Source organism: Bacillus sp. FSL M8-0350, assembly GCF_038593345.1.
GTDB classification, from domain to species: Bacteria; Bacillota; Bacilli; order Bacillales; family Bacillaceae; genus Bacillus; species Bacillus safensis.
Window position 1 is genome coordinate 2,608,104 of the sequence record NZ_CP151985.1, and the last position, 24,462, is coordinate 2,632,565.

General features: G+C 42.9%; 20 protein-coding genes and 1 other annotated feature (1 of these 21 cut by a window edge). Of the genes, 1 reads left to right on the forward strand and 19 read right to left on the reverse strand.

What is annotated here, in order from left to right; all coding sequences use genetic code 11:
* Positions 1–31: 31 nt before the first annotated feature.
* The 6 genes from hemL to hemA are packed head-to-tail and all read right to left on the reverse strand — an operon-like array spanning position 32 to position 6,283.
* Positions 32–1,324, reverse strand: a complete 1,293-nt coding sequence (gene hemL / locus NSS80_RS13705; protein WP_034279816.1) for a glutamate-1-semialdehyde 2,1-aminomutase — start codon at positions 1,322–1,324, stop codon at positions 32–34.
* Positions 1,325–1,351: 27 nt separating this feature from the next.
* Positions 1,352–2,320, reverse strand: coding sequence for a porphobilinogen synthase (hemB, locus tag NSS80_RS13710; RefSeq protein WP_029706177.1), 969 nt, complete (start codon positions 2,318–2,320; stop codon positions 1,352–1,354).
* Positions 2,320–3,111 (reverse strand): uroporphyrinogen-III synthase, encoded by a 792-nt coding sequence (locus NSS80_RS13715; protein WP_120208317.1) that lies wholly within the window; start codon positions 3,109–3,111, stop codon positions 2,320–2,322. The genes hemB and NSS80_RS13715 overlap by 1 nt, the downstream gene beginning before the upstream one ends.
* Entirely contained in the window at positions 3,108–4,040 is a 933-nt protein-coding gene (gene hemC / locus NSS80_RS13720) for a hydroxymethylbilane synthase (RefSeq protein WP_024423173.1), read from the reverse strand. Before hemC ends, NSS80_RS13715 begins: the two co-directional genes overlap by 4 nt.
* Positions 4,041–4,077: 37 nt before the next feature.
* Positions 4,078–4,908, reverse strand: a complete 831-nt coding sequence (locus NSS80_RS13725; protein ID WP_024423174.1) for a cytochrome c biogenesis protein — start codon at positions 4,906–4,908, stop codon at positions 4,078–4,080.
* 7 nt (positions 4,909–4,915) lie between these two features.
* Positions 4,916–6,283 (reverse strand): glutamyl-tRNA reductase, encoded by a 1,368-nt coding sequence (gene hemA, locus NSS80_RS13730; protein WP_024427831.1) that lies wholly within the window; start codon positions 6,281–6,283, stop codon positions 4,916–4,918.
* A 242-nt stretch (positions 6,284–6,525) separates the two neighbouring features.
* On the opposite strand from hemA, the gene NSS80_RS13735 reads away from it, so the two are divergent.
* Entirely contained in the window at positions 6,526–7,011 is a 486-nt protein-coding gene (locus tag NSS80_RS13735; protein ID WP_034279808.1) for a hypothetical protein, read from the forward strand.
* A gap of 42 nt (positions 7,012–7,053) precedes the next feature.
* On the opposite strand, the gene yihA is transcribed toward NSS80_RS13735, so the two are convergent.
* The 13 genes from yihA to ilvB all read right to left on the reverse strand — a co-directional run bounded on the left by yihA (position 7,054) and on the right by ilvB (position 24,108).
* Positions 7,054–7,641, reverse strand: a complete 588-nt coding sequence (yihA, locus tag NSS80_RS13740; protein ID WP_317221901.1) for a ribosome biogenesis GTP-binding protein YihA/YsxC — start codon at positions 7,639–7,641, stop codon at positions 7,054–7,056.
* Positions 7,638–9,962: an endopeptidase La gene (gene lon, locus NSS80_RS13745; protein ID WP_317221900.1), complete on the reverse strand. Its 2,325-nt coding sequence runs from the start codon at positions 9,960–9,962 to the stop codon at positions 7,638–7,640. The genes yihA and lon overlap by 4 nt, the downstream gene beginning before the upstream one ends.
* Before the next feature lie 171 nt (positions 9,963–10,133).
* Positions 10,134–11,795 carry an ATP-dependent protease LonB gene (lonB, locus tag NSS80_RS13750; protein WP_024423179.1) on the reverse strand — a complete coding sequence of 554 codons (1,662 nt, stop codon included), beginning with the start codon at positions 11,793–11,795 and terminating at the stop codon, positions 10,134–10,136.
* 136 nt (positions 11,796–11,931) lie between these two features.
* Positions 11,932–13,197, reverse strand: a complete 1,266-nt coding sequence (clpX, locus tag NSS80_RS13755; protein ID WP_024423180.1) for an ATP-dependent protease ATP-binding subunit ClpX — start codon at positions 13,195–13,197, stop codon at positions 11,932–11,934.
* Between the two features lie 251 nt (positions 13,198–13,448).
* Entirely contained in the window at positions 13,449–14,723 is a 1,275-nt protein-coding gene (gene tig / locus NSS80_RS13760) for a trigger factor (RefSeq protein WP_024423181.1), read from the reverse strand.
* A 240-nt stretch (positions 14,724–14,963) separates the two neighbouring features.
* Positions 14,964–15,971, reverse strand: coding sequence for a DNA damage checkpoint antagonist DdcA (ddcA, locus tag NSS80_RS13765; RefSeq protein ID WP_317221899.1), 1,008 nt, complete (start codon positions 15,969–15,971; stop codon positions 14,964–14,966).
* 125 nt (positions 15,972–16,096) lie between these two features.
* On the reverse strand, positions 16,097–16,696 hold the full coding sequence (gene leuD / locus NSS80_RS13770; protein ID WP_034621151.1) for a 3-isopropylmalate dehydratase small subunit: 600 nt from the start codon (positions 16,694–16,696) through the stop codon (positions 16,097–16,099).
* Positions 16,697–16,709: 13 nt separating this feature from the next.
* Positions 16,710–18,125 (reverse strand): 3-isopropylmalate dehydratase large subunit, encoded by a 1,416-nt coding sequence (gene leuC, locus NSS80_RS13775; RefSeq protein ID WP_076840341.1) that lies wholly within the window; start codon positions 18,123–18,125, stop codon positions 16,710–16,712.
* A gap of 40 nt (positions 18,126–18,165) precedes the next feature.
* Positions 18,166–19,263, reverse strand: coding sequence for a 3-isopropylmalate dehydrogenase (leuB, locus tag NSS80_RS13780; protein WP_034621155.1), 1,098 nt, complete (start codon positions 19,261–19,263; stop codon positions 18,166–18,168).
* An 18-nt stretch (positions 19,264–19,281) separates the two neighbouring features.
* Positions 19,282–20,835, reverse strand: coding sequence for a 2-isopropylmalate synthase (locus NSS80_RS13785; protein WP_317221898.1), 1,554 nt, complete (start codon positions 20,833–20,835; stop codon positions 19,282–19,284).
* Positions 20,822–21,850, reverse strand: a complete 1,029-nt coding sequence (ilvC, locus tag NSS80_RS13790) for a ketol-acid reductoisomerase (RefSeq protein ID WP_024423187.1) — start codon at positions 21,848–21,850, stop codon at positions 20,822–20,824. Before ilvC ends, NSS80_RS13785 begins: the two co-directional genes overlap by 14 nt.
* A gap of 18 nt (positions 21,851–21,868) precedes the next feature.
* On the reverse strand, positions 21,869–22,387 hold the full coding sequence (gene ilvN, locus NSS80_RS13795) for an acetolactate synthase small subunit (protein WP_007501584.1): 519 nt from the start codon (positions 22,385–22,387) through the stop codon (positions 21,869–21,871).
* On the reverse strand, positions 22,384–24,108 hold the full coding sequence (gene ilvB, locus NSS80_RS13800) for an acetolactate synthase large subunit (protein WP_025092480.1): 1,725 nt from the start codon (positions 24,106–24,108) through the stop codon (positions 22,384–22,386). Before ilvB ends, ilvN begins: the two co-directional genes overlap by 4 nt.
* Positions 24,109–24,230: 122 nt before the next feature.
* Positions 24,231–24,462, reverse strand: a binding site (T-box leader); it runs 15 nt beyond the window's last position.

Below are 24,462 nucleotides of genomic sequence, written 5' to 3' on the forward strand. Positions count from 1 at the left end.
AGCCGATATGTCTCCATATCGGCCTTTTGTTTTATCGACGTAGTTTTTGAAAAACCTTTTCCACTGTCTCAATTGTATATTCGATGTCTTCATCTGTATGAGCTGTTGACAGGAATAGTCCTTCAAATTGAGAAGGCGGGAGGAAAATGCCGTGATCGGCCATTTCCTTGTAAAATTCAGCGAATAAAGCAAGATCAGCTGTTTTCGCTTTGTCATAATTGATCACTTCTTCATTTGTAAAGAAGAATCCGATCATGGAACCCGCACGGTTAAACGTTAATGGAATTCCGTATGCTTTTGCCGCTTTCGAAATGCCTTCTTCTAAACGGTCACCTTTTCGTTTAAATTCTTCATAAGACTCAGGTGTCAACTGTTTTAGAGTTTCTAAGCCTGCTGTCATCGCAAGAGGGTTACCAGATAACGTTCCTGCTTGATAAATTGGACCACTTGGCGCAATTTGTCTCATAATATCCGCTCTTCCGCCATAAGCACCGACCGGAAGACCGCCTCCAATCACTTTACCAAGGCACGTCAGATCAGGTGTGATGCCAAAATAGCCTTGCGCGCAGTGATAATCCACACGGAAGCCTGTCATGACCTCATCAAAAATAAGTAATGATCCATATTGCTCCGTGATGTCTCTCAGCCCTTGCAAGAAACCTTCTTGCGGAGGGACAACCCCCATATTTCCTGCAACCGGTTCTACAATGACACCCGCGATATCGTCTCCAAATTCTTGAAAAGCAACTTGAATGCTTTCTAAATCATTGTACGGTACTGTGATTGTGTTGCTTGCAGTCCCTTCAGGAACACCAGGACTATCCGGCAGTCCAAGCGTCGCCACTCCAGAACCCGCTTTGATGAGCAAAGAATCACCGTGGCCATGATAGCAGCCTTCAAATTTCACAATTTTATTTCTGCCTGTAAAACCGCGAGCTAGACGAAGTGCACTCATCGTCGCCTCTGTACCAGAGCTGACCATACGAATAACTTCGATGGAAGGAACCCGTTCTGATACAAGCTTAGCTAATTCATTTTCAACTAACGTAGAAGCACCGAAGCTTGTCCCATTTTCCGCTACTCGCTGAATGCTTTTAACGACACGGTCATTTGTATGTCCTAAAATAAGCGGTCCCCATGATAAGACATAATCGATGTATTCATTCCCATCAATATCATAGATCTTGGCACCTTTGCCTCGTTCCATAAAAATCGGGTCTGTGTTGACTGATTTAAATGCACGTACAGGGCTGTTGACACCACCAGGCATTAAATGCTGTGCTTCTTCAAATGCTTGCTTTGATTTTTCATAGCTACGTCCCATTTCAACGTCCTCCTGTCTATCCGTTCTTTATTCTGAGAGCCATTTTGCTGCATCTTTTGCATGATACGTAATGATGAGTTCTGCTCCTGCACGTTTCATGCTTGTCAGCATTTCAAGAACAAGCTCTTTTTCAGAAATCCAGCCATTTTGAGCAGCGGCTTTCACCATCGCATACTCTCCGCTCACATTATAAGCAACAACAGGGAGTGTAAATTCATTTTTCACATCACGCATAATGTCTAAGTAAGAAAGAGATGGTTTAACAATCAAGAAGTCAGCTCCCTCTTCTACATCAGATTGCGCTTCTCTTAGAGCCTCTAAACGGTTTGCAGGGTCCATTTGATATGTTTTACGATCTCCAAACTGCGGTGTACTATGTGCTGCATCACGGAACGGACCGTAAAAAGCACTTGCATATTTCACCGCATATGACATGACAGGTACATGAATAAAGCCTGCTTCATCAAGTGCCTCACGAATGGCAACAACAAATCCGTCCATCATATTTGAAGGCGCGATGATATCTGCACCTGCACGCGCTTGGCTGACAGCAGTTTTCGCTAATAGCTGAAGAGATTCATCATTTAAAATTTCTCCATCTTCAACGATTCCGCAATGCCCGTGATCTGTATATTGGCATAAGCAAGTGTCTGCAATGACCACGAGCTCTGGGAAATGTTTTTTGATCTCAAGCGTTGCCCTTTGAACAATGCCATGGTCGTGATACGCCTCACTGCCTACATGATCTTTATGATCCGGCACACCAAATACAATGATCGATTTGATGCCAAGATCAACAAGCTCTTGAACTTCTTCTTTCACAAGGTCTACAGAAATGTGATATACACCCGGCATTGAAGAGACTTCTTTTCGTACATTTTCTCCCTCTACAAAAAAGATCGGGTAAATGAAATCAGATGGTCTTAAAAAGGTTTCTCTGACTAATTCTCTCATTCCTGCGCTTGTCCGCAATCTGCGGTGTCTGTTAAATTTCATCAATGGTTCAACTTCCTTTCAGATAAACGGCACATTAAATCTAGCATTCCGTCTATCGTATAAGTATCTGGGGTTTCAGAAGAAATCCCGTATTGAAGCAGTGCCTCTTTTGTCAGAGGACCGATCGTCACAAAACAGGTGTCAGATGCAGCCAGCATCGCTGCGTCTGGTTCCATCACATGCATAAAAGAATGAACAGTGGATGAGCTCGTAAATGTAATAAAATCAAATGATTGCTTTGTCATTGCCGATTTAAGTGCAGCAATTCCTTCCTCATCCTTGACTGTTTCATATAAAATCCATTCTTTTACTTCTATGCCGAGCGGAACGAGGGTCTCTTTCACCACATCTCGTGACAGATGCCCTTTTGCTACAAACACACGCTCTCCTGGGCGTACATGATCAAGTAATGCATCTGCCAGCTCTTCCGCTATAAATCGTTCTGGCACCACATCCACCTTCAAGCCGTGCTGCTCAAGATAGGCAGAGGTTTTCTCTCCTACAGCAGCGACTTTCAAATGGGTTAAGCTCTTATGTAAATGATGGTCTTTTATGTAATTCAGAAAAAAAGACGCACCATTCACACTCGTGAAAACAAGCCAGTGGCTATTTTGTAAGTCCTTTAAAAAGGCCTGCGCTTTTTCTTTTGTGAGCGTAGGCTCAAACCGAATAAGAGAGGTTAAAACCGCATGGCCGTTCAGCGCTTCGATCTTTTGCTGAAACACGCCCGCTTGACGTTCATTTCGAGTGACAAGCACCGTCTGTCCGTGAAGCGATTTGCCTATGCTCATTGAGACAGATCCTTTTTCACCTTGTCGATCAAATCCTTTGCTCCCTTATCGGCCATCTGCTTCGCACACGCTGTTCCTATGGCTTCAGGGTCAGTGCCTGTGACGGTTTCTCGAATAATCGTGTGCCCATCAGCAGATGCAACAAGACCTGTTAGTTCAATTTCATTATGCTCATTCATCGTTGCATAGCCGGCGATCGGCACCTGACAGCTTCCATCCATTTGTTTGAGGAAGGCTCTTTCTGCGAGGACCGTTTTCTTCGTATATTCATTCGTAAATTGGGCGAGAAGCTTAAGCAGCTCTTCATCATCCCCGCGGCACTCAATCGACAGCGCGCCTTGTCCAACGGCAGGAAGGCACGTCTCAGGAGATAAGAATTCCGACACGACCTCTTTGCTCCATCCCATTCTAGACAGACCGGCGGCCGCTAGAATAATGGCATCATACTCTTCATTTTTCAGCTTTTCCAATCTTGTATCAATGTTTCCTCGAATCCATTTAATCTCAAGATCTGGTCTCTCCTGAAGAAGCTGGGCGCTGCGCCGTAAGCTGCTCGTTCCCACAATTGCGCCCTTAGGCAGTTCGCTGAGACTCAGATGATCCTTTGAAATAAGTGCATCCCGCACATCTTCACGCTCAGGAATACAGCCAATCACTAAACCTTCCGGAAGAGCAGCCGGCATATCCTTCATGCTGTGCACCGCCATATCGATGTCATGATTCAGCATCGCCTGCTCGATCTCTTTAACAAACAGTCCTTTTCCGCCAACCTTAGATAAGGTCACATCTAAAATTTGATCACCCTTTGTCACAATTTCTTTTATTTCAAAAGAATAAGAAGGGTTTAGTTCAGACAGCTTTTGAATGACCCATTTTGTTTGTGTAATTGCCAGCTTACTTCGTCTAGAACCTACTTTAATTGTACGCAATACGTCTTCCTCCCGACAATGCCTTTAAGACTCATCATTATTGAAACCAATGAAAGGTTGATAAGCTACCAAGCAGAAAATAATTGATCATCAGCACAAGAAATGAAGCGACATTCCATAGTGCCACGATTTTGCCCTGCATATTTCTCACCAATCTGATATATAAGTAAAAGCCGTATAAAAACAGCATAATAAACGAACCAAGCACCTTTGCATCTGTCCAGTACAACGTATCATACGAAATATATGCCCAAATGATGCCAAGAATTAAACTAAGCAAGAGCATTGGCACACCAATAATGTTTAATACGTACGCCATATGATCGAGCTTTGATAAGTCTTCAATTCTCAGAAGCCATTTTCCCCATTTTTTCTTTTTCAGTAAACGATATTGAAAGAGATAAAGCAGTGAAAACGCAAATGAAAGTGAAAAGGCACCGTAGGATAAAATCGCCATCGTAATATGAATCACGAGCAGTTCACTCGTGAGCTTCCCCGTTAGTTCTGCTGAATGGAGGTCAGATGGTGTAAAGGTGTGAATCGCCATCATGGAAAAACCGATCACATTTGTAAAAAAGACAATAAATTCAACGCGCAATACCTTTGTGAGGACAAGAGAAAGTGTCACAAGCACCCACGTATAAAAATATAACCCCTCTGCTACATTCAACACAGGGAATCGGTCTGTTTCCATCATAATATAGAACATGTAGACTGTTTGCAGCAGCCAGACAATAGAAAGCAACCAGAAAGCCATTTTTCCAGCCTTCCGGTTGTGTTGAAGAAAATCTATGAAATAGAACAAGACACTTAGTGCATAGATTAAGATCGTCGCTTCATTGAGTCTCGCTACAATGGATTCCATCATCGCTTAATCACTCACTGGCAACTGTAGCAAAGCCTTGTGCCATATTTGGTTTGAACAGCTGAAATGATCCTTGCTCCACCTGCATTGGCTCGACCTTTTGCTCTTCATCTTCAACCTGTAAATCAAAGATTTCTTTAAAGAGTAAAAGCTTTTCCTCTGCATTCGGCTCCGCGGCAATTTCTTTTGCCTTTAAGATAGGATCTTTCAACATTTGGTTGATGATGCTTTTCGTATGTTTATTTAACAGCTTCATTTCACGGTTTGTGAGGTTTGGAAGCTTCCGCTCAATACTCTGCATCGTATCGGCTTGAATTGTGAGTGCCTTTTCTCTAAGTGCAGAAATGACCGGAACAACACCTAACGTATTCAGCCATTGCTTAAATTCCACAATTTCTGCTTCAATCAGGAGCTCGACCTGCTCAGCCACTGCACGGCGCTCTTTTAAGTTGGCAGCCACGATGCCTTCAAGGTCATCAATGTCATACAAAAAAGCACCTTCTACTTCAGAAATAGCTGGATCTAAATCACGGGGTACAGCAATATCCACCATAAATAGAGGTCTGCCCTTCCGTTTTTTATTCGCACTTTCGACCATTTCTTTTGTAATGACAAATTGTTTCGCTCCCGTTGAGCTGATTAAAATGTCTGCTTCGGATAATGTTTTTTCTAATTGGTTTAAGCTCTTAGGCTCTCCTGAAAAACGACCCGCCAATTCCTTTGCCTTCTCAAACGTTCGGTTGATGACCGTTACTTGGCCGATTCCTTGACCTTGAAGGTTTTGAGCCGCCAGTTCGCCCATTTTGCCCGCACCAAGAATCAGGACATGCTTATCAGAAAGACGTCCAAAGATTTTTTTGGCAAGCTCAACAGCTGCATAGCTGACAGATACGGCGTTAGACGCAATATCTGTTTCCGCATGAGAGCGTTTTGCAACGGTTACCGCCTGTTTAAATAAATAATTGAAAACGGTACCAATGGTCTTCTCCTCTTGAGCTACTTTAAAGCTGGAGCGTACTTGACCGAGTATTTGCGTTTCACCAATGACCATGGAATCAAGTCCACAGGCCACACGGAATAAATGCTCAACCGCTCCATCGTTTTCATAGAACTTCAAATATGGAGAGACATCTTCCTTTTCTAAACCGAACCAATCGGCTAAAAATCTTTTTATATAAAACCGTCCAGTATGAAGCTGATCTACTACTGCGTAGATCTCTGTTCGATTACATGTTGAGATGACGATATTCTCTAGAATGCTTTTTTCTTCTTTAAGCTTGGACATCGCTGTTCCGAGCTCACTCGGTTCAAAGCTCAGCTGTTCCCGTATCTCAACAGGGGCTGTTTTATAATCTAAACCCACAACAAGAATATGCATAACTTCAGCTTGCACCCCCAACGCCCTGTCTAATTTATAATAATTACAATATAGAATTTATTATTTATAATGATTATAACATATATTCATTTTTAACTGGATAAAAATTGTGAACAGATTTCAAAAATGTTGTGATATAGTAGAAAAATGTTCGACACTGTTTATGCCATATCATCACTTCAAGCAATTTACCAGATTTGGCGCGTGCGGACAAATGATCTGCTTAAAAGAAGGTGACATCTTTGAAGAAGAAATCCATTTTGCTGCCGCTTACTTTACTGGCTGTAGCGCTATATGCCATTCTCTCAGGAGGTCAATTTGACATTTGGAAGGATCAAGAGAAATGGTATACACTTGTACTGCTTTTTGGTCTCGCTTTTTTATATCAAGGAAAGAAGGAGCAAGAAAGCGCTCATGTGTTTATCGGTATGCTTATGACAGGCCTTTCGCTACACTTTATTCTACAGCCTAAATTGGACCACTGGCCAGACACATTTACAATGATTGTATTCATCGTAGGACTTGCACTCTTTGTGAAATCATCTCAGAAAAAAGAATATCGTATTGAAAGTGTTGTGCTGATCGCACTCGGTCTGTTCCTTTATTTCTTTCAGCAAATTACAAAACAGCTAAGTTCCCTTTCGATTCCTACTTCTGGCTTTGAATTGTACTGGCCTTATGTACTGATTGCTGTCAGTCTCCTCTTATTATTTTTAAAAAGGAAATAACTTATACAATAAAAAAGCATCTGCTCATGGCAGATGCTTTTTTTAGCCGTTTACTTTCGCAAGGATCGCATTCCAGGCTTCGTCTTTTCCCTTTTTTGTTTCAGAAGAGAATAAGATGAGTTCATCTGATGGGTCAATGTCGAGCGTCTGTTTGACGACTTTCGCATGTTTTTCCCATTTGCCTTTTGGAATTTTATCCGCTTTTGTTGCGATGACGATCACGGGAACTCCGTAATATTTAAGGAATTCATACATGTTCACATCGTCTACTGATGGCTTATGGCGCAGATCCACAATTTGGACAACTGCTTTTAATTCTTCACGCATTGTAATATACGTTTCGATCATTCTACCCCAGGCTTCGCGCTCTGTTTTTGATACTTTGGCAAAGCCGTAGCCCGGAACGTCCACAAAATGGAGCATATCATTAATAATGTAGAAATTAAGCGTCTGGGTCTTACCTGGTTTAGAAGACGTACGCGCTAAATTTTTACGATTAATCAATGAGTTGATGAACGAGGACTTTCCAACATTTGATCGTCCAGCAAGCGCGATTTCAGGCAGCCCGCCGCTCGGGTACTGCCCTGGTTTCACCGCACTAATGACGATATCTGATTTTGTTACTTTCATCTTCCCTCTCCTACCAACGCTTTCTCAAGCACCTCATCTAAATGTGAGACCGGAATAAAGGTTAGTCCTTCTCTCACACTTTCAGGAATATCATCAATATCCTTCTCATTGTCCTTTGGAAGAATAATGGTTTTCAATCCTGCACGATGTGCGCCTAATGCTTTTTCTTTTAGTCCGCCAATCGGAAGCACTCTTCCTCTTAACGTTATCTCTCCTGTCATACCAACCTCTTTTGACACAGGACGTCCTGTGAGTGCTGATACAAGAGCCGTCGCAATGGTGATACCAGCTGATGGCCCGTCCTTTGGAACCGCACCCTCTGGAACATGGATATGAATATCGTGCTTTTCATTAAAATTAGGATCAATGTTCAGTTCATCTGCTTTGGATCGAATATAACTGAATGCTGCCTGTGCAGATTCTCTCATGACATCACCTAGCTTACCTGTTAACAAGAGCTTGCCTTTACCAGGCGAGAGTGATACCTCAATTGATAAAGTGTCTCCGCCAACAGTCGTATACGCAAGTCCTGTGACAACCCCCACTTGGTCTGTCGTTTCAGCCTGACCATAACGGTAAAGTCTTTTTCCGAGAAATTCAGATAAGTTCTTTTCCGTCACTGTGATGCGTTTGCGGTCTTCAGCCACAATCGCTTTTGCCGCTTTCCGGCAAATGGCCGCAAGCTGACGCTCTAATCCACGAACACCCGCTTCTCTTGTGTAATAGCGAATCGTATCATAAATCGCGGCTTCACGAAGCTGCAAGTTCCCTTTCTTTAATCCGTGCTCCTTTAGCTGCTTCGGCAGAAGATGGTCTTTCACAATCTCTGCTTTTTCAACCTCTGTATACCCTGCAATCGTGATAATCTCCATTCTATCACGAAGTGGACCTGGAATGGTTGCTAAATTGTTGGCAGTGGCAATAAATAACACCTGCGATAAATCAAATGTCTCTTCAATATAGTGATCGCTAAAGTTGTGATTTTGCTCAGGGTCCAGCACTTCAAGCATCGCAGAAGACGGATCACCTCTAAAATCAGAGGACATCTTATCGATTTCATCTAAAAGAAACACTGGATTCATAGTGCCTGCCTTACTCATCCCGCGAATGATACGGCCTGGCATCGCCCCTACATATGTTCTTCTATGTCCACGAATCTCAGATTCATCACGCACACCGCCAAGAGAGATACGGATAAACTTTCGGTCAAGTGATTTAGCAATCGATTTGGCAAGTGACGTTTTCCCTACCCCAGGAGGTCCTGCTAAGCAAAGAATCGGTCCTTTTAATGAATTGGTCAGCTTCTGTACAGCAAGGTATTCAAGCACACGTTCTTTGACTTTCTCCAGCCCATGATGCTCATCATCTAAAATTTCACTTGCAAGCTTTAAATCTAGACGATCTTCTGTATAGATGCCCCATGGGAGATTGATCAGCCAATCAATATAATTTCGAATGACAGAGCTCTCCGCAGAGCTTGAAGGAATTTTTTCGTAACGGTTCAATTCTTTTAACGCCGTTTCACGAACAGAATCCGGCATGCTGGACTCTTCAATTTTAGACATTAATGAACTGACTTCGCCTGTTTTTCCTTCCTTGTCTCCAAGCTCCTTTTGAATGGCTTTCATTTGTTCACGCAAATAATATTCTTTTTGCGTTCGTTCCATTGAACGTTTGACGCGCTGGCCAATTTTCTTTTCAATTTCCAGCACTTCTTTTTCATTGTGGATTAAGCTGATGACACGATTCAGACGTTTTTTGACATCCACTGTTTCCAGTACTTCTTGCTTGTCCTTTAATTTGAGCGGCAGGTGAGAAGCGACGATATCTGCCATTCTCCCCGGTTCTTCAATATCCGTCACCGTTGCATATGTTTCAGCTGATATTTTTTTTGAAATTTTTATGTACTGATCAAAGTGATCTAACAAAGTGCGCATGAGTGCTTCTGCTTCTGCGTCCTTTAATTCTTTTTCTGCCAATTCTTTAATATCGACGGACGTATAGTCCTCAAGCTCCACGTATGATTCGATCTGTGCTCGATTTAAGCCTTCAACGAGTACACGAATCGTTCCATTCGGCAGCTTCAGCATTTGTTTGATTTTTGTGTAGGTGCCGACTTTGAAAATTTCCTCTTCACCTGGTTCATCTATTGAAATTTCCCGCTGTGTTGCTAGAAAAATCATATGATCGTTCATCATCGCCTGTTCTAATGCTTGAACAGACTTCTCGCGTCCAACGTCCAAATGCAAGACCATTGTTGGATAAACAAGCAAGCCTCGCAATGGAAGGAGCGGAACATTCTTTTTGATTTCATCTGCCATGTTGATTGACACCTCCGTCACTAGTATGAATCATTATAATATACCTGTTTCAGTCTTGTACAATGTAAAAGACTTGAGAAATGATGATCTTACCGTAGTATACCCTTTCTTTTTATCTTGAAAAAGAAAAAAAGATCTATTTCACTAAAAAATCCCCATATGTGATGGGGATTAAACAGATTTTCTTTTCATTTCCTCTTCTAGTCCATCTTTCTTCTCGTCTGGCGGGTTGACCAAACACTGATCCAGCACCTCTTGGAAGTGCTTCACAGGCACAATGGTGACCCCTTCAATCTCTTTTAAGATCGACTGCTGGTTGTCATAAGGAATAATCACGGTTGTGGCACCGGCCTGCTTCGCCGCCTTAATCTTTGGTATCACACCGCCGATCGGCTTCACCTGACCCTGCAATCCGATTTCACCTGTCATCGCTGTCAGATGATCAATCGGGATTTGATGAATGGCAGAGAAAATCGCCGCCGCCATGGCAATCCCAGCAGACGGTCCATCAATAGGGGCACCGCCTGGAAAATTAATATGGATGTCATATTCATTTGTCCGTATGCCCAAGTTTCTCAGCACTGTTAATACATTTTCAACTGATCCTTTAGCCATACTTTTTCGTCTAATGGATTTCGATTGACTGCCAATGCTTTCTTCTTCTGCAATGCCTGTAATGTTGATACTTCCTTTTTCGAGTGCCTTACATATATTCACTTCAATCTCGAGCAAGGCACCGCTGTTTGGTCCGTAGACTGCCAGACCATTCACTACACCGACTTTTGGCTTTTCCGGTACTTTTTGTTCATATCTTGGTGTCAGCTGGCTTGAGTGAATGACCCACTCGACATCGGCGATCGTGATGTCTTTTCGATTTTCTGTGACGGCCATTCCAGCGGCGATCTGCACCATATTGACTGCTTCACGGCCATTTTTCACATAAGAGGTTAACAGGTTCAGCCCTTCATCACATAATTCCTTTTGGATTTTCTGGACAGCCTTAGCAGCGACAATTTTCAGTTCATGCTGGTCAAGGTCCTTAAAGAAAATTTCCAAACACCTCGATCGAATCGCTGGTGGAATTTCTTCAGGTGTTCTTGTCGTGGCACCTATCAATCGAAAATCAGCCGGAAGTCCATTTTGAAAAATGTCATGAATGTGATTCGGAATTTGAGTGTTTTCCTCACTGTAGTAGGCACTGTCTAAAAATACTTTCCGATCTTCAAGGACTTTCAGCATTTTGTTCATTTGAATCGGATGCAGTTCCCCAATTTCATCGATAAACAGAACCCCGCCATGCGCATGCGTAACGGCTCCTTGTTTTGGCTGCGGAATGCCTGCCTGTCCCATCGCTCCCGCCCCTTGGTAAATCGGGTCATGCACGGAACCAATGAGCGGGTCTGCGATGCCCCGTTCATCGAACCTTGCGGTTGTGGCATCGAGCTCTACAAATACCGCATCTTTCTTAAACGGTGAATCAGCATGACGTTTCGCTTCTTCCATGACAAGACGGGCAGCAGCTGTTTTCCCAACCCCCGGGGGTCCGTAGACAATGACATGCTGAGGATTCGGTCCGCACAGCGCTGCTTTTAGAGCACGAATGCCGTCTTCCTGCCCTACAATATCTTGAAACCCCTTTGGCCGGACTCTCTCTGATAAAGGCTCACTCAGCTTGATTGACCGCATCTTTCTGAGTGCTTCCATTTCTTTTTTTGATTCTTTATCTATCGTCACCTTTTGTGTGCGCTGATTTCGCAGTAAGTTCCAAAAGTACAGCCCGATGACGATACCAAAGAACAGCTGTATAAATAATACGATTCCTGTCCAGCTCAATCGGTGCTCCCTCCTTCATCTATCGTATGTATTGGTTTCTGTCTGCTAGTATTTCCTAGAGCTGGACGGAATAAACACGTCTTCGACGATAAATAAAAAACTCCTGAATCAAAATGATTCAGGAGCGAGACTTCTCTTATGCAGATGTTTTAGTATCTTTGTTGACGACTGTGCCATCCTTTAACACAAGACGCGGCGGCTCACCATCAGCAACCGTTGCACCAGTGATGACACATTTTTCAATATCATCACGAGATGGAAGGTCAAACATGACATCAAGCATGATGCCTTCAATGATCGAGCGAAGACCACGAGCTCCTGTTTTACGCTCAATTGCCTTTTTCGCAATTTCGCTAAGAGCATCTTCTTCAAATTCAAGCTCTACATCGTCAAGCTCAAGCATTTTTGTATATTGCTTAACAAGCGCATTTTTAGGCTTCGTCAAGATTTCTACAAGTGCTTTTTCATCTAACGGCTCTAGGCTTGCAATAACCGGCAGACGACCGATGAATTCTGGAATTAAACCGAAGCGAAGCAAGTCTTCTGGCAGTACTTTTGATAGAAGGACTTCTTTTTCAAGATCTTCGACTTTATTTTCCGCACCGAATCCAATTACTTTTTGACCTAAGCGGCGTTTGATGATTTGCTCAATCCCGTCAAAGGCTCCTCCACAAATGAAGAGGATGTTCGTCGTATCAATTTGAATGAATTCTTGATGCGGATGCTTACGTCCACCTTGAGGCGGTACACTAGCGACTGTTCCTTCAAGAATTTTCAAAAGGGCTTGCTGGACGCCTTCCCCAGATACATCGCGAGTGATAGAAGGGTTTTCTGATTTTCTTGCTACTTTATCGATCTCATCGATGTAGATAATGCCTTTTTCCGCTTTTTCTACATCATAATCCGCTGCCTGGATCAGCTTTAGTAAAATATTCTCTACGTCTTCACCAACATAACCCGCTTCAGTTAATGATGTTGCATCTGCGATCGCAAATGGAACATTTAAAATACGTGCAAGTGTTTGAGCAAGTAATGTTTTACCGCTTCCTGTTGGTCCAATCATAGAAATATTACTTTTCGAAAGCTCAACATCATCAATCTTGCTGTTGGAATTGATCCGTTTGTAGTGGTTATACACAGCTACAGCTAAGGATTTTTTCGCATTGTCTTGTCCGATGACATATTCATCAAGAATCTCCCGAATTTCATGAGGCTTCGGAACATCCTTGAATTCAACTTCTTCCTCTGTGCCGAGCTCTTCTTCAACTATTTCCGTGCAAAGCTCGATACATTCATCACATATATATACACCAGGTCCTGCGACCAGTTTACGCACTTGATCTTGCGTTTTTCCGCAAAACGAGCATTTTAATTGACCTTTTTCCTCGTTGAATTTAAACATTCTTTCACCCCTTATTCTTCTTCACTTGCCTGTAGCTAACAGTCAGCTACCTTTCTGGGTCCAGTATGTATGCATTTTACCATACTTTCCTAAAAGACGGTAACGATGTGTTTCTAACACTGCACATTGAGATATGTATGACAGAAAGATGCGACTTACACTATCGTTTCCAAAAGAAGCGATGATAAGTCAAAAATTGTACAAAACAAGGCACGAGTCACTCGCGCCCTGTTTTATTATTATGCACCATATTAACGGTTTTCTACAAGAAAATCAATTGCTTTACGAACTTTTAGATCTTCTTTCATTGCTTCAGTAGATCCGATCGCTTGTTTGATATTTTCAATTGGCATGTTGTATGCTTCAGCCATTTTTGAAAGTTCTTCTTCCACTTCTTCGTCAGACACTTGTAAGTTTTCTGCAGCAGCAATTGCTTCAAGTGTTAGGTTAGATTTTACGCGTTTAGCAGCATCTTCTTTCATTTGCTCTTTCAGCGCATCTTCATCTTGTCCAGAGAATTGGAAGTAAAGCTCAAGGTTCATTCCTTGCATTTGAAGACGTTGTTCGAATTCTTTCATCATGCGGTCTAGCTCAGTGTCAACCATCGCTTGTGGGATGTCAACTTCCGCATTTTCAGAAGCTTTCGCAACTAGCTCTTCACGAAGTTTTCCTTCTGCTTCGTTTTCTTTTGCTTCTTCAAGACGTTTCTTCGTTTTTTCAGTTAACTCAGCAAGCGTTTCTACTTCTTCATCAACATCTTTAGCGAACTCATCGTCAAGTGCTGGAAGTTCTTTTGCTTTGATTTCATGAATTTTCACTTTGAATACAGCTGGTTTACCTGCAAGGTCTTCAGCATGGTATTCTTCTGGGAATGTAACTTCTACGTCTTTTTCAGCGCCAGCTTCAAGACCAACTAATTGCTCTTCGAAACCAGGGATGAATGAACCAGAACCTACTTCAAGAGAGTAGTTCTCAGCTTTTCCGCCTTCGAATGCTTCTCCATCAACGAATCCTTCGAAATCAAGAACAACTGTATCGCCGTTTTCGATTGCGCCTTCTTCTTTGACAACAAGCTCAGCTTGACGGTTTTGCATGCCTTTAAGCTCTTCTTGTACATCTTCATCAGTAACAGCTGTGTCGTCTTTTTCTACGTTAAGACCTTTGTAGTCACCAAGTTTTACTTCAGGCTTCACTGTTACTTTTGCGGTGAAGATTAAGTTTTCGCCTTTTTCGATTTTCTCAACATCGATTTCAGGGCGGTCAACTGGCTCGATACCAGCTTCGTCGATTGCTTTTGGATATTCAACCGGAAGAAGAATATCTAATGCATCTTGATAAAGAGATTCTACACCAAAACGCTGCTCGAAAAGACCACGTGGTACTTTCCCTTTACGGAATCCAGGGATCGATACTTGCTTAACCACTTTCTTAAATGCATCATCAAGTGCTTTGTTAAATGTTTCAGCGTCAACTTCTACAGTTAGTACGCCTTCGTTACCTTCTTGTTTTTCCCATTTTACTGACATGTGTGTTTCCCTCCAAAAATCTATTCAGATTGTGCGTTGCTCCATTCTAAAGCATCATAAAGACTTCGTCCAATCAAAAACCACGCACTCCGCTAAGAAGCTTGCATTATGTATACAACATTTGACTTGATTATACATATCGTCTTTCAACCGTTGGAATCTGACAACTGCACTATATATGCACAAATACAACCATTATATTATAACATAACAAGTCCGTCTTTCAACTAAATCGACAAATTACAAATAAGAAATTTCTTCAATATCTTTCAGCATTGTGCAAGCTTCTCTCAGCTCTCGTTCGTTAAATTCATACAATAGATGCAATTCTTGGAGTTCAATCTCAATCCCATGCATTTCATAGCCGACTTTATGAAGTGCCGCTGCCCAAAGACTAGGATCTGTGTATTTAGGAAGAAATGGATACAGCACAAATAAGTGCCGGCGCCATAACTCTTCCACGGCTTGGTAAAGGGTCGGATTCTCATTGCCAAGCGTGTCATCAAGCATACGAAGGACTTGCTGAAGAAGCGGCATCTGCTCTGGCTTTACAGCCTCAGAAGGAATAAGGGTTAAAGAATCACCGAATTTTGTCACATGAACCGGTTTTGCCACATCATGCTCTGCCAGAAGCTGCAGGATCATTGATTTGACCAAAGGGTTCCCATCAGGATTTTGTAAGATGGTATTTAATAGACCCATATGCGGTGTAATATTCCGGTCTTTCAATGAATGAATGAACTGGACCTGTTCTTCCGGACGCTTCAGCATATCATCTATGTTGACCTCACTTCCGGCGTCCTCATCTTCATCTAAAATCTCTTCAGGTGATTCGATCATTTTTCTGCTAAATTCGAGCAGCTTGTAAAAATGCTCCGCGCTTTCTGCCGGAAGGTGGTTTTCCTCGAGCACAGCCTCAATCGTCTGTTTGACTTCTTCATATTCTTTCAGCTGAATGAGGATCGTCATATACACTTGGAGCACAGTGAAATAGTGGCCATATCCTTCATGCAGCATTTTTTCACAAACACGCTTTGCATCCTGCAGCTCACCCAGCTCCAGAAAACAAATGGCCATTCCAAGGTGAATATCGGATTCTTCATCGTCATCGTACGATTTAGCTTCTGAAAACAAGTGAAGCGCCTCTTGATACTGTTTATCTTTTAATGCTGCCATTCCTTTTTCAATCAGTCTTTCTTTCAGACCAGGAAACAAAATGACATTATCTTTCTTCTTGTCATGCTTCATGCTTACGTTCCTTTCGGGCGCATATTTTTTATCAGTTTACCAACGAAGATTAGTAAACACAAGTAACGAGAGGTTTTCATGCAAAAAAGAAGCCGTCACACCTCGGGCGGACAGCTTCTAGTTGCTTAAGCGCGCAGCCAGCTGCTGCGCTTTTCTTCAAATGCTTGAATGTCATCTTCTAGAAGTAATGTTAATGAAATCTCATCATAACCATTTAGGAGCATTTCTCTCCAGTGAGGGTCGACTTGAAAAGGGGTGATATTCCCTTCATGATCTTCTATCTGCTGTTTTTCAAGATCAACCGTCATCTCATACCCTTTGTTCTCATATGACGCAGCGAAGGTTTTCCACACATCATAATCAAGGCGAATCGGAAGCATCCCATTTTTAAAGCAGTTTTGATGAAATATATCTGCGAATGATGGTGCGATGACAATTTTAAAGCCATAATCATCAAGCGCCCAAGGAGCATGTTCCCTAGATGATCCGCAGCCAAAGTTCTCCCCTGCGATCAAAATGGATGCTCCTTCATAGACCGGCTGATTTAGTTCGAAATCTGGATTTGGGCTGCCATCGGCTAAATAACGCCAGTCGAAAAAGGCAAAGCGGCCATATCCTGTTCGTTCGATTCTTTTTAAAAATTGCTTCGGAATAATTTGATCTGTATCTACATTGATACGGTTAAGCACAGCGGCTTTTCCTTTATGAGTGACTAAAGGCTCCATCTATGACAACTCCTTACACGACTGTTTTCTCTTGATTAAACTTCCTGACATCGACAAAGCGGCCATGTATCGCAGCCATTGCAGCCATTGCCGGGCTGACAAGATGTGTTCTCGCACCCTTCCCTTGACGCCCTTCAAAGTTACGGTTTGATGTGGACGCGCAGCGTTCGCCCTCCGGTACCACATCGTTATTCATACTAAGGCACATACTGCAGCCTGATTCTCTCCATTCAAATCCTGCTTCAAGGAAGATTTCATGAAGACCTTCTTTTTCTGCTTGCAATTTGACACTTTGAGAGCCAGGCACCACAATCGCTCTGACATGATCTGCTACTTTTTGTCCTTCAATCATAGAAGCAGCTTGACGTAAATCAGTCATTCTTGAGTTCGTACATGAGCCGATAAAGACATGCTCAATCGTAATATCTTCTATACGCTGATGCGGATGGACACCCATGTATTCATAAGCACGAATCGCTTCTTTTTGATCATCTTCTTGTGCAAAGTCCTCAGGTCCTGGGATTGATGCATCCACAGGCAGTACCATTCCTGGGTTAATTCCCCACGTAACCATTGGTGAAATCTGATTTCCATCTAACACAATGGTTTTATCGTAGGTTGCACCTGGATCTGTTTTAAGTTCTTCCCATTCTTTAATAGCTGCTTCGAAGTCTTCACCCTGCGGTGCATATTTGCGGCCGCGGCAATATTCGAAGGTGACTTCATCAGGTGCAATCAATCCTGCTCTTGCGCCTGCTTCAATTGACATATTACAAACGGTCATCCGCTCATCCATCGTCATGTTTCTGAATACTTCCCCAGTGTATTCAATGACATAACCTGAGCCGAACTTCACGCCGTGCGCACCAATGACGGCTAAAATGACATCTTTGGCGGTTACCCCTTTTTGAAGCTTTCCGTCTACTCTAATTTCTAGCGTTTTCGGACGCTGCTGCCAAAGTGTTTGTGTAGAAAGTACATGTTCAACCTCACTAGTACCGATCCCAAAGGCAAGTGCACCAAACGCGCCGTGAGTTGATGTATGACTATCTCCACAAACGATTGTTTTCCCCGGAAGTGTCAATCCAAGCTCAGGTCCAACGACATGGACGATTCCTTGGTCAACACTGTGAAGGTCAGCAAGACGAACGCCAAATTCCGCACAGTTGCGCTCTAAGGCACTCACTTGCTTTTTAGCAATCTCATCTTTGATCACAAATCGATTCACAGTTGGGATGTTATGATCCATCGTCGCAAACGTGTTTTGAGGTCTTCTCACCTTGCGCCCTTTTTGTCTTAATCCTTCAAATGCTTGAGGTGATGTCACTTCATGCACCAAGTGCAGATCAATATATAAAAGGTCTGGTTTTCCCTCGCCGCTTTTGACTACATGCTGATCCCATATTTTTTCGATGATTGTTCGAGGCATAACCCTTTTCCTCCCTCTACCTAATTCCACAAGATTCTATTTACACAATGGTTTGCACGCGCTGCTTGAGTGCGTCTACAACCGCATTAGTGATTTCTTCAGTCGTTTGATAAGTTCCCTCTTTTGCTGCTAAATCTTTTGTTCGTTTGCCAGAGGCAAGAACAGCTTCGACAGCTTCTTCTATTGCAGCCGCTTCTTCTTCTAATGAAAAGGATGTTCTAAGCAAGCTTGCTGCTGATAAAATGGTTGCCAGAGGGTTTGCAACGTTTTGCCCCGCAATATCGGGTGCTGAACCATGAATTGGCTCATATAAATGAAGGCCAGTGCTTGATAAACTAGCAGATGGCAGCATGCCGAGTGATCCAGTAATCATAGAAGCTTCATCGCTTAAAATATCACCGAACATATTCTCCGTCACAATGACATCAAATTGAGCGGGCTTGTAAATCAGCTGCATGGCAGCATTATCGACGAGCATATGCTCAAATTCAACTTCTGGATATTGGGCAGCAACTTCTTCTACCGCATCCCGCCATAGTTTACTAGAAGCAAGGACATTCGCTTTATCCACAGACGTCACTTTTTTCCGTCTTGTTAAGGCCATGTCGAACGCTTCTTTTAATACGCGGACAATTTCTTCCTTTGTATAAAGGAGCGTATCAACGGCAGCTTCTTTTCCTTCATCATCCGTATAGCGTTCGCTTGGTTCACCAAAATAGAGACCGCCTGTTAATTCACGAACGATGACGAAATCGACTCCGTTAATGTGATCCTGTTTTAACGGAGATGCCTCGCTTAAGCTATCGAACACCTTTACAGGGCGGATGTTGGCAAATAAGTCCAGCTGTTTACGAATGGCGAGCAGGCCTTTTTCTGGACGGAGCTCTGGCGGGTTTTGATCCCACTTTGGTCCGCCGACTGCTCCTAATAAAATCGCATCAGCGTTTTTGCATACATCTACTGTTTCCTTTGGAAGCGGGTTGTTTTTTTCATCTATTGCGATACCGCCAATGAGCGCAGTTTCGAATTCGAATTCGTGCTTAAATTGAGCCGCTGTCTCTTGAAGGACTGCGACTGCAGATGTCACGACTTCCGGTCCGATTCCATCGCCGGGCAAAAGTGCAATTTTCTTTTTCATGAGAACCTTCCTCCTTTCCTATGAGATCGCGTGATGTTTCTCGATTTCAATCAGATTTGATTTGAAGATTAAATGTCTGTTCACCGCATTGACATAAGCTTTCGCAGATGCTTCAAGTACATCTTGCGCTACACCGCGTCCTGCTGTTTCTTTTCCTTCTATTGAAACAGTGACATATACTTCTGCTAGTGCATCTCTGCCTTTTCCATTTGATTGAATGCGGTAGTCCAGCAAATGAATTCTTTCTTCCATACAGCGCTCAAGCGTGTTGTACACAGCCTCTACACTGCCTGCACCTGTAGCTGCTTCTTGAATGACTTCCTGTGTTTCTTGATTTTTCAGAGAAACTGTTGCTGTTGGCATTTGTTCTGTTCCATAGTGCACTTGCAGACTTTCAAATTCATAGCCAATTTTTCGGTCTGCTACTTTTTCTTCTAATATAATAGAGATCAAATCATCATCTGTAATTTCTTTCTTCTTCTCTGTCAAGTTCTTGAAAGTCTCAAAAAATTTATTGATTTCGTCTTCCGTTAGTTTAAAGCCTAGTGTTTTCATGCGGTCTTTAAACGCGTGTCTTCCGGAGTGTTTTCCAAGGACAAGCACATCTGTTGTCACGCCGACAAGCTCTGGAGAAATAATTTCATAGGTTGTTTTTTCTTTGAGGAAACCATCTTGGTGAATACCTGATTCATGTGCAAATGCGTTGTTTCCAACGACTGCTTTATTACGCGGCACAATCATTCCTGAGTATTTGCTCACTACATCACTTGTACGCTTAATTTCATTCAATTGAATCGTTGATTCCACCTGGTAAAAGTCTTTTCGAATATGAAGAGCTACTGCAATTTCTTCTAACGCGGCATTTCCAGCGCGCTCGCCAATTCCGTTGACAGCCGTTTCAATTTGATCTGCTCCATTTTCAATGGCAGCAAGTGAGTTTGCTACAGCCATTCCTAAATCATCGTGACAGTGAGCGGACAAGTTAACGCGGTGGATATTTGGAACGTGTTCCTTCATATATTTAAAGATGTTTCCGTACTCTTTTGGCGCTAGGTATCCTACTGTATCTGGCAAGTTAATGACACTCGCCCCAGCGTCAATGACCTTTTCTACAATTTCTGCCAAGAAAGCAAGATCTGTACGGCACGCATCTTCTGCTGACCATTGGACAACTGGAAAACGTTCTTTCGCATATTTCACCATTGCGACAGCCTGTTCTACGACTTCTTCACGTGTTTTCTTTAGTTTATGCTTCAGGTGAATGTCAGAAGTGGCAATAAAGACATGAAGCCTTGGCTCCACTCCATCTTTTAATGCTTCCCATGCAGCATCAATGTCACCTTTCACACATCGTGCAAGACCAGCAACAGAACAGTTTTTAATCGTTCTTGCAATTTCTTGTACGCCTAAGAAATCCCCTCGGGATGAAGCGGGAAATCCCGCTTCAATGATATTAACCCCAAGGCGCTCAAGCTGCTTTGCAATGATTAGCTTTTCTTGTGCATTTAAGTTCACTCCTGGTGATTGCTCTCCATCCCGAAGTGTTGTGTCAAAAAAATTAATTTTCCGCACCGACGCTCACCGCTTCCTTTTTCTTTCCTTGTTTAACGAAAGGCATCATTTCACGAAGCTTTCTACCAACGATTTCAATTTGGTGCTCATTTTCATTTGCATTGATCGCATTGAAACGTGGACGATTCACTTGGTTTTCAACAATCCATTCTTTTGCAAATGTTCCGTTTTGGATATCAGTCAAAACAGCTTTCATTGACTCTTTTACTTTTGCATCCACAACGCGTGGTCCTGATACGAAGTCACCCCATTGTGCTGTATCAGAAATTGAATATCTCATGCCTTCTAAACCTTCTTCATACATAAGGTCAACGATCAATTTCAGTTCATGCAGACACTCGAAGTATGCAAGCTCTGGCTGATAACCAGCTTCTGTTAACGTTTCGAATCCTGCTTTTACTAGTGAAGTAAGACCTCCACAAAGAACTGCCTGCTCACCGAATAGATCCGTTTCTGTTTCTTCTTTAAATGTTGTTTCAAGAACGCCCGCTCTTGCTCCGCCGATCGCTTTTGCATAAGCAAGTGCTTTGTCTTTCGCTTGGCCAGATACATCTTGATAGATAGCAAATAGGGCAGGTACACCAGCGCCTTGCTCATATGTTCTTCTCACAAGATGTCCTGGACCTTTTGGAGCTACAAGATACACGTCTACGTCACTTGGAGGAACAATTTGATGGAAGTGAACGTTGAATCCGTGTGCGAATACAAGTGAGTTGCCAGCTTCTAATTGATCTTTGATTTCTTCATCATATACTTTCTTTTGCTGCTCATCTGGAAGTAGTACCATGACTACGTCTGCTTGTGCTGCTGCTTCTTTTACTGTGAACACTTGATGGCCGTCTTCTTGTGCTTTTGTATAAGATCCGCCTTTTCTCACGCCGACAATAACATCTACGCCACTTTCTTTTAAGTTCAACGCATGTGCATGACCTTGTGAACCGTAACCAATGATTGCTACCTTTTGACCATTTAATACGTTTTCTTGAATATCACCGTTATAATATACTTTTACCATTTGACTCTCTCCTTTTGTTTAGACAATTGAAATTGTTTTATTTGTTTGCGGCTTTTGCTGATTATCTCTCGCAAAGGCCGTGGTGCCAGTTCTGGCGACTTCTTTAATGCCGTATGGCTTAAGTAATTCAATGAGTGCTTCAATTTTTGAAGACTCACCTGTCACCTGAATGACGACACTCTCTCTGCTTACATCTACAATAGAAGCTCTAAAAGGTTCAATGACCCCTGTGATCTCCATTCTTGATGCTGGTGCAGATACGACTTTTATCAAAGCCAGCTCTCGCTGAACGATTGATTGGTTTGTAATGTCTGTTACTTTCAGAACATCGATTTGTTTGTTCAGCTGTTTTGTCAGCTGTTCGATGTCTTTCTCCTGGTCTACATGGACGACGAACGTGATGCGTGATACATCTTGAATCTCAGAATGGCCGACCGTAATGCTTTCAATGTTGTAGTGTCTTTTAGTAAAGAGGCCTGTGATTCTGTTCAGTACGCCTGATCGATTTAATACAGTCAACACAATAATTCTTTTCAAGGTTTCACCCCCACCATCTCATGAAGTCCTTTCCCCGGTGCTACCATCGGGAATACTTTTTCATCTCTCGCTACATTGACATCGATGAAAACAGGCTCTCTAGAGGTTAAGGCTTCTTCAAGCTTTTCTTTCGCCTCTTCGTCTGATGAGATTCTGATTCCTTTAATGCCATAAGCTTCAGATAATTTGACGAAGTCTGGCTGCTCTGAAAATTTAGAATGTGAGTAGCGTTCTTCGTAGAAAATTTCTTGCCATTGTCTTACCATTCCAAGGCTGTGATTATTGAGTACAATCACTTTGACTGGAAGGTTCAGCTCACGGATAACGGCAAGTTCTTGCAGGGTCATTTGGAAACCTCCGTCTCCTAAAATTGCCACAACAGTTGCCTCTTGATCAGCCAGCTGAGCGCCGATGGCTGCTGGTAATCCGAAGCCCATTGTGCCAAGACCTCCAGATGTGACCCACTTATCTGCATTTTCAAATGGATAGAACTGCGCCGCCCACATTTGATGCTGTCCGACATCAGTTGCGACAATGGCTTCACCTTTTGTGAATTGATGAATGTATTCAATCAGCTTTTGAGGCTTAAAGCCTTCTGCTTCGTTTTCAACGTACCAGAGTGGATATTCTTCCTTCCACTGATCTAATTGATTTTTCCATTCGTCTGATTCCCCTTGCTTCCCGTCCTGCTTGATCAGCTCTTCAAGAACGAGCTTACTGTCTCCAACAACCGGGATATGGGTATGAATGTTCTTGCCGATTTCCGCTGGGTCGATGTCAATATGAGCCACCTTCGCATGTTTCGCAAAATGATTAAGGTTGCCTGTTACCCTGTCATCAAATCTTGCTCCGATTGAAATGAGCAGGTCACATTGATGAAGAGCCATGTTCGCTGCATATGTGCCATGCATACCAGCCATCCCTAGGAAAAGAGGATGCTTTGCCGGGAATCCGCCAAGTCCAAGCAATGTATGAGCGACTGGGATTTGCTGCTGCTCTACATACTGTCTTAATTCTTCAGATGCTTTGCCATGAAGTACGCCGGCTCCTGCTAGAATGACTGGTTTCTTCGCTCTGCTGACAGCTTCTACTAATTTGCGAATTTGCAAATAGTTCGGCTCTACTTTTGGCTGATAACCAGGTAAATCAATTGGCTGATCATATTCAAACGTTCCTTCAATGCCTGCGACATCTTTTGGAATATCAATCAAGACTGGACCAGGTCTGCCTGTTGTTGCGATATGGAACGCCTCTTTAATGACACCCGGTAATTCCTCTGGATTTCTTACCTGATAGCTGTGCTTTGTAATTGGCATTGTGATGCCGAGTACATCAGCTTCTTGGAAAGCATCCGATCCAATGACTGACGTTGCCACCTGCCCTGTGAATACAACAAGGGGAAGTGAATCAATCATCGCATCTGCAATTCCTGTCACAAGATTTGTCGCTCCCGGCCCTGATGTGGCAATGACAACACCCGGTTTACCAGATACTCTTGCATATCCTTCTGCTGCGTGAATCGCTCCCTGCTCATGTCTTGGCAGGACATGAAATAAACCAGAATCGTAAATTTTATCGTAGATTGGCAAAACCGCTCCGCCCGGATAGCCGAAAATGACTTCTACTTTTTCTCTTTTGAGTGCTTCAATTAACATGAGTGCACCGTTCATCGTTTGTGGTGCTTTTGATTTTTCCGTCTCCATTTGTACATTTGTCCCCATTTGATTTCCTCCTCTTTGTCTTGCTTCAGTCAAGTCCTTTCACCCTTTTCTATTCAAGATAGAGATATGAGACCATATAAAAAAGCCTTCTCACCCCACAATGACACTACTTTTCACTAGGTCAAAGGGGCGAAAAAGCTTTGTTTTTCGCGGTACCACCCTTGTTCACGGCAAACCCTGCTGCCGTCTCATGGACATCTTTCGTCCATTTTGGTAACGAGTGAGCAATGTCACTCGGTCTGCCCTACTATCATTTCAAGCAGACACTCAGAGGTGAGTTCACTTTAGAAAGTAACACCGGTTTCCAGCTAGCACCGGCTCTCTGTAGATACTGACTCTAAAGCTACTAGTCCT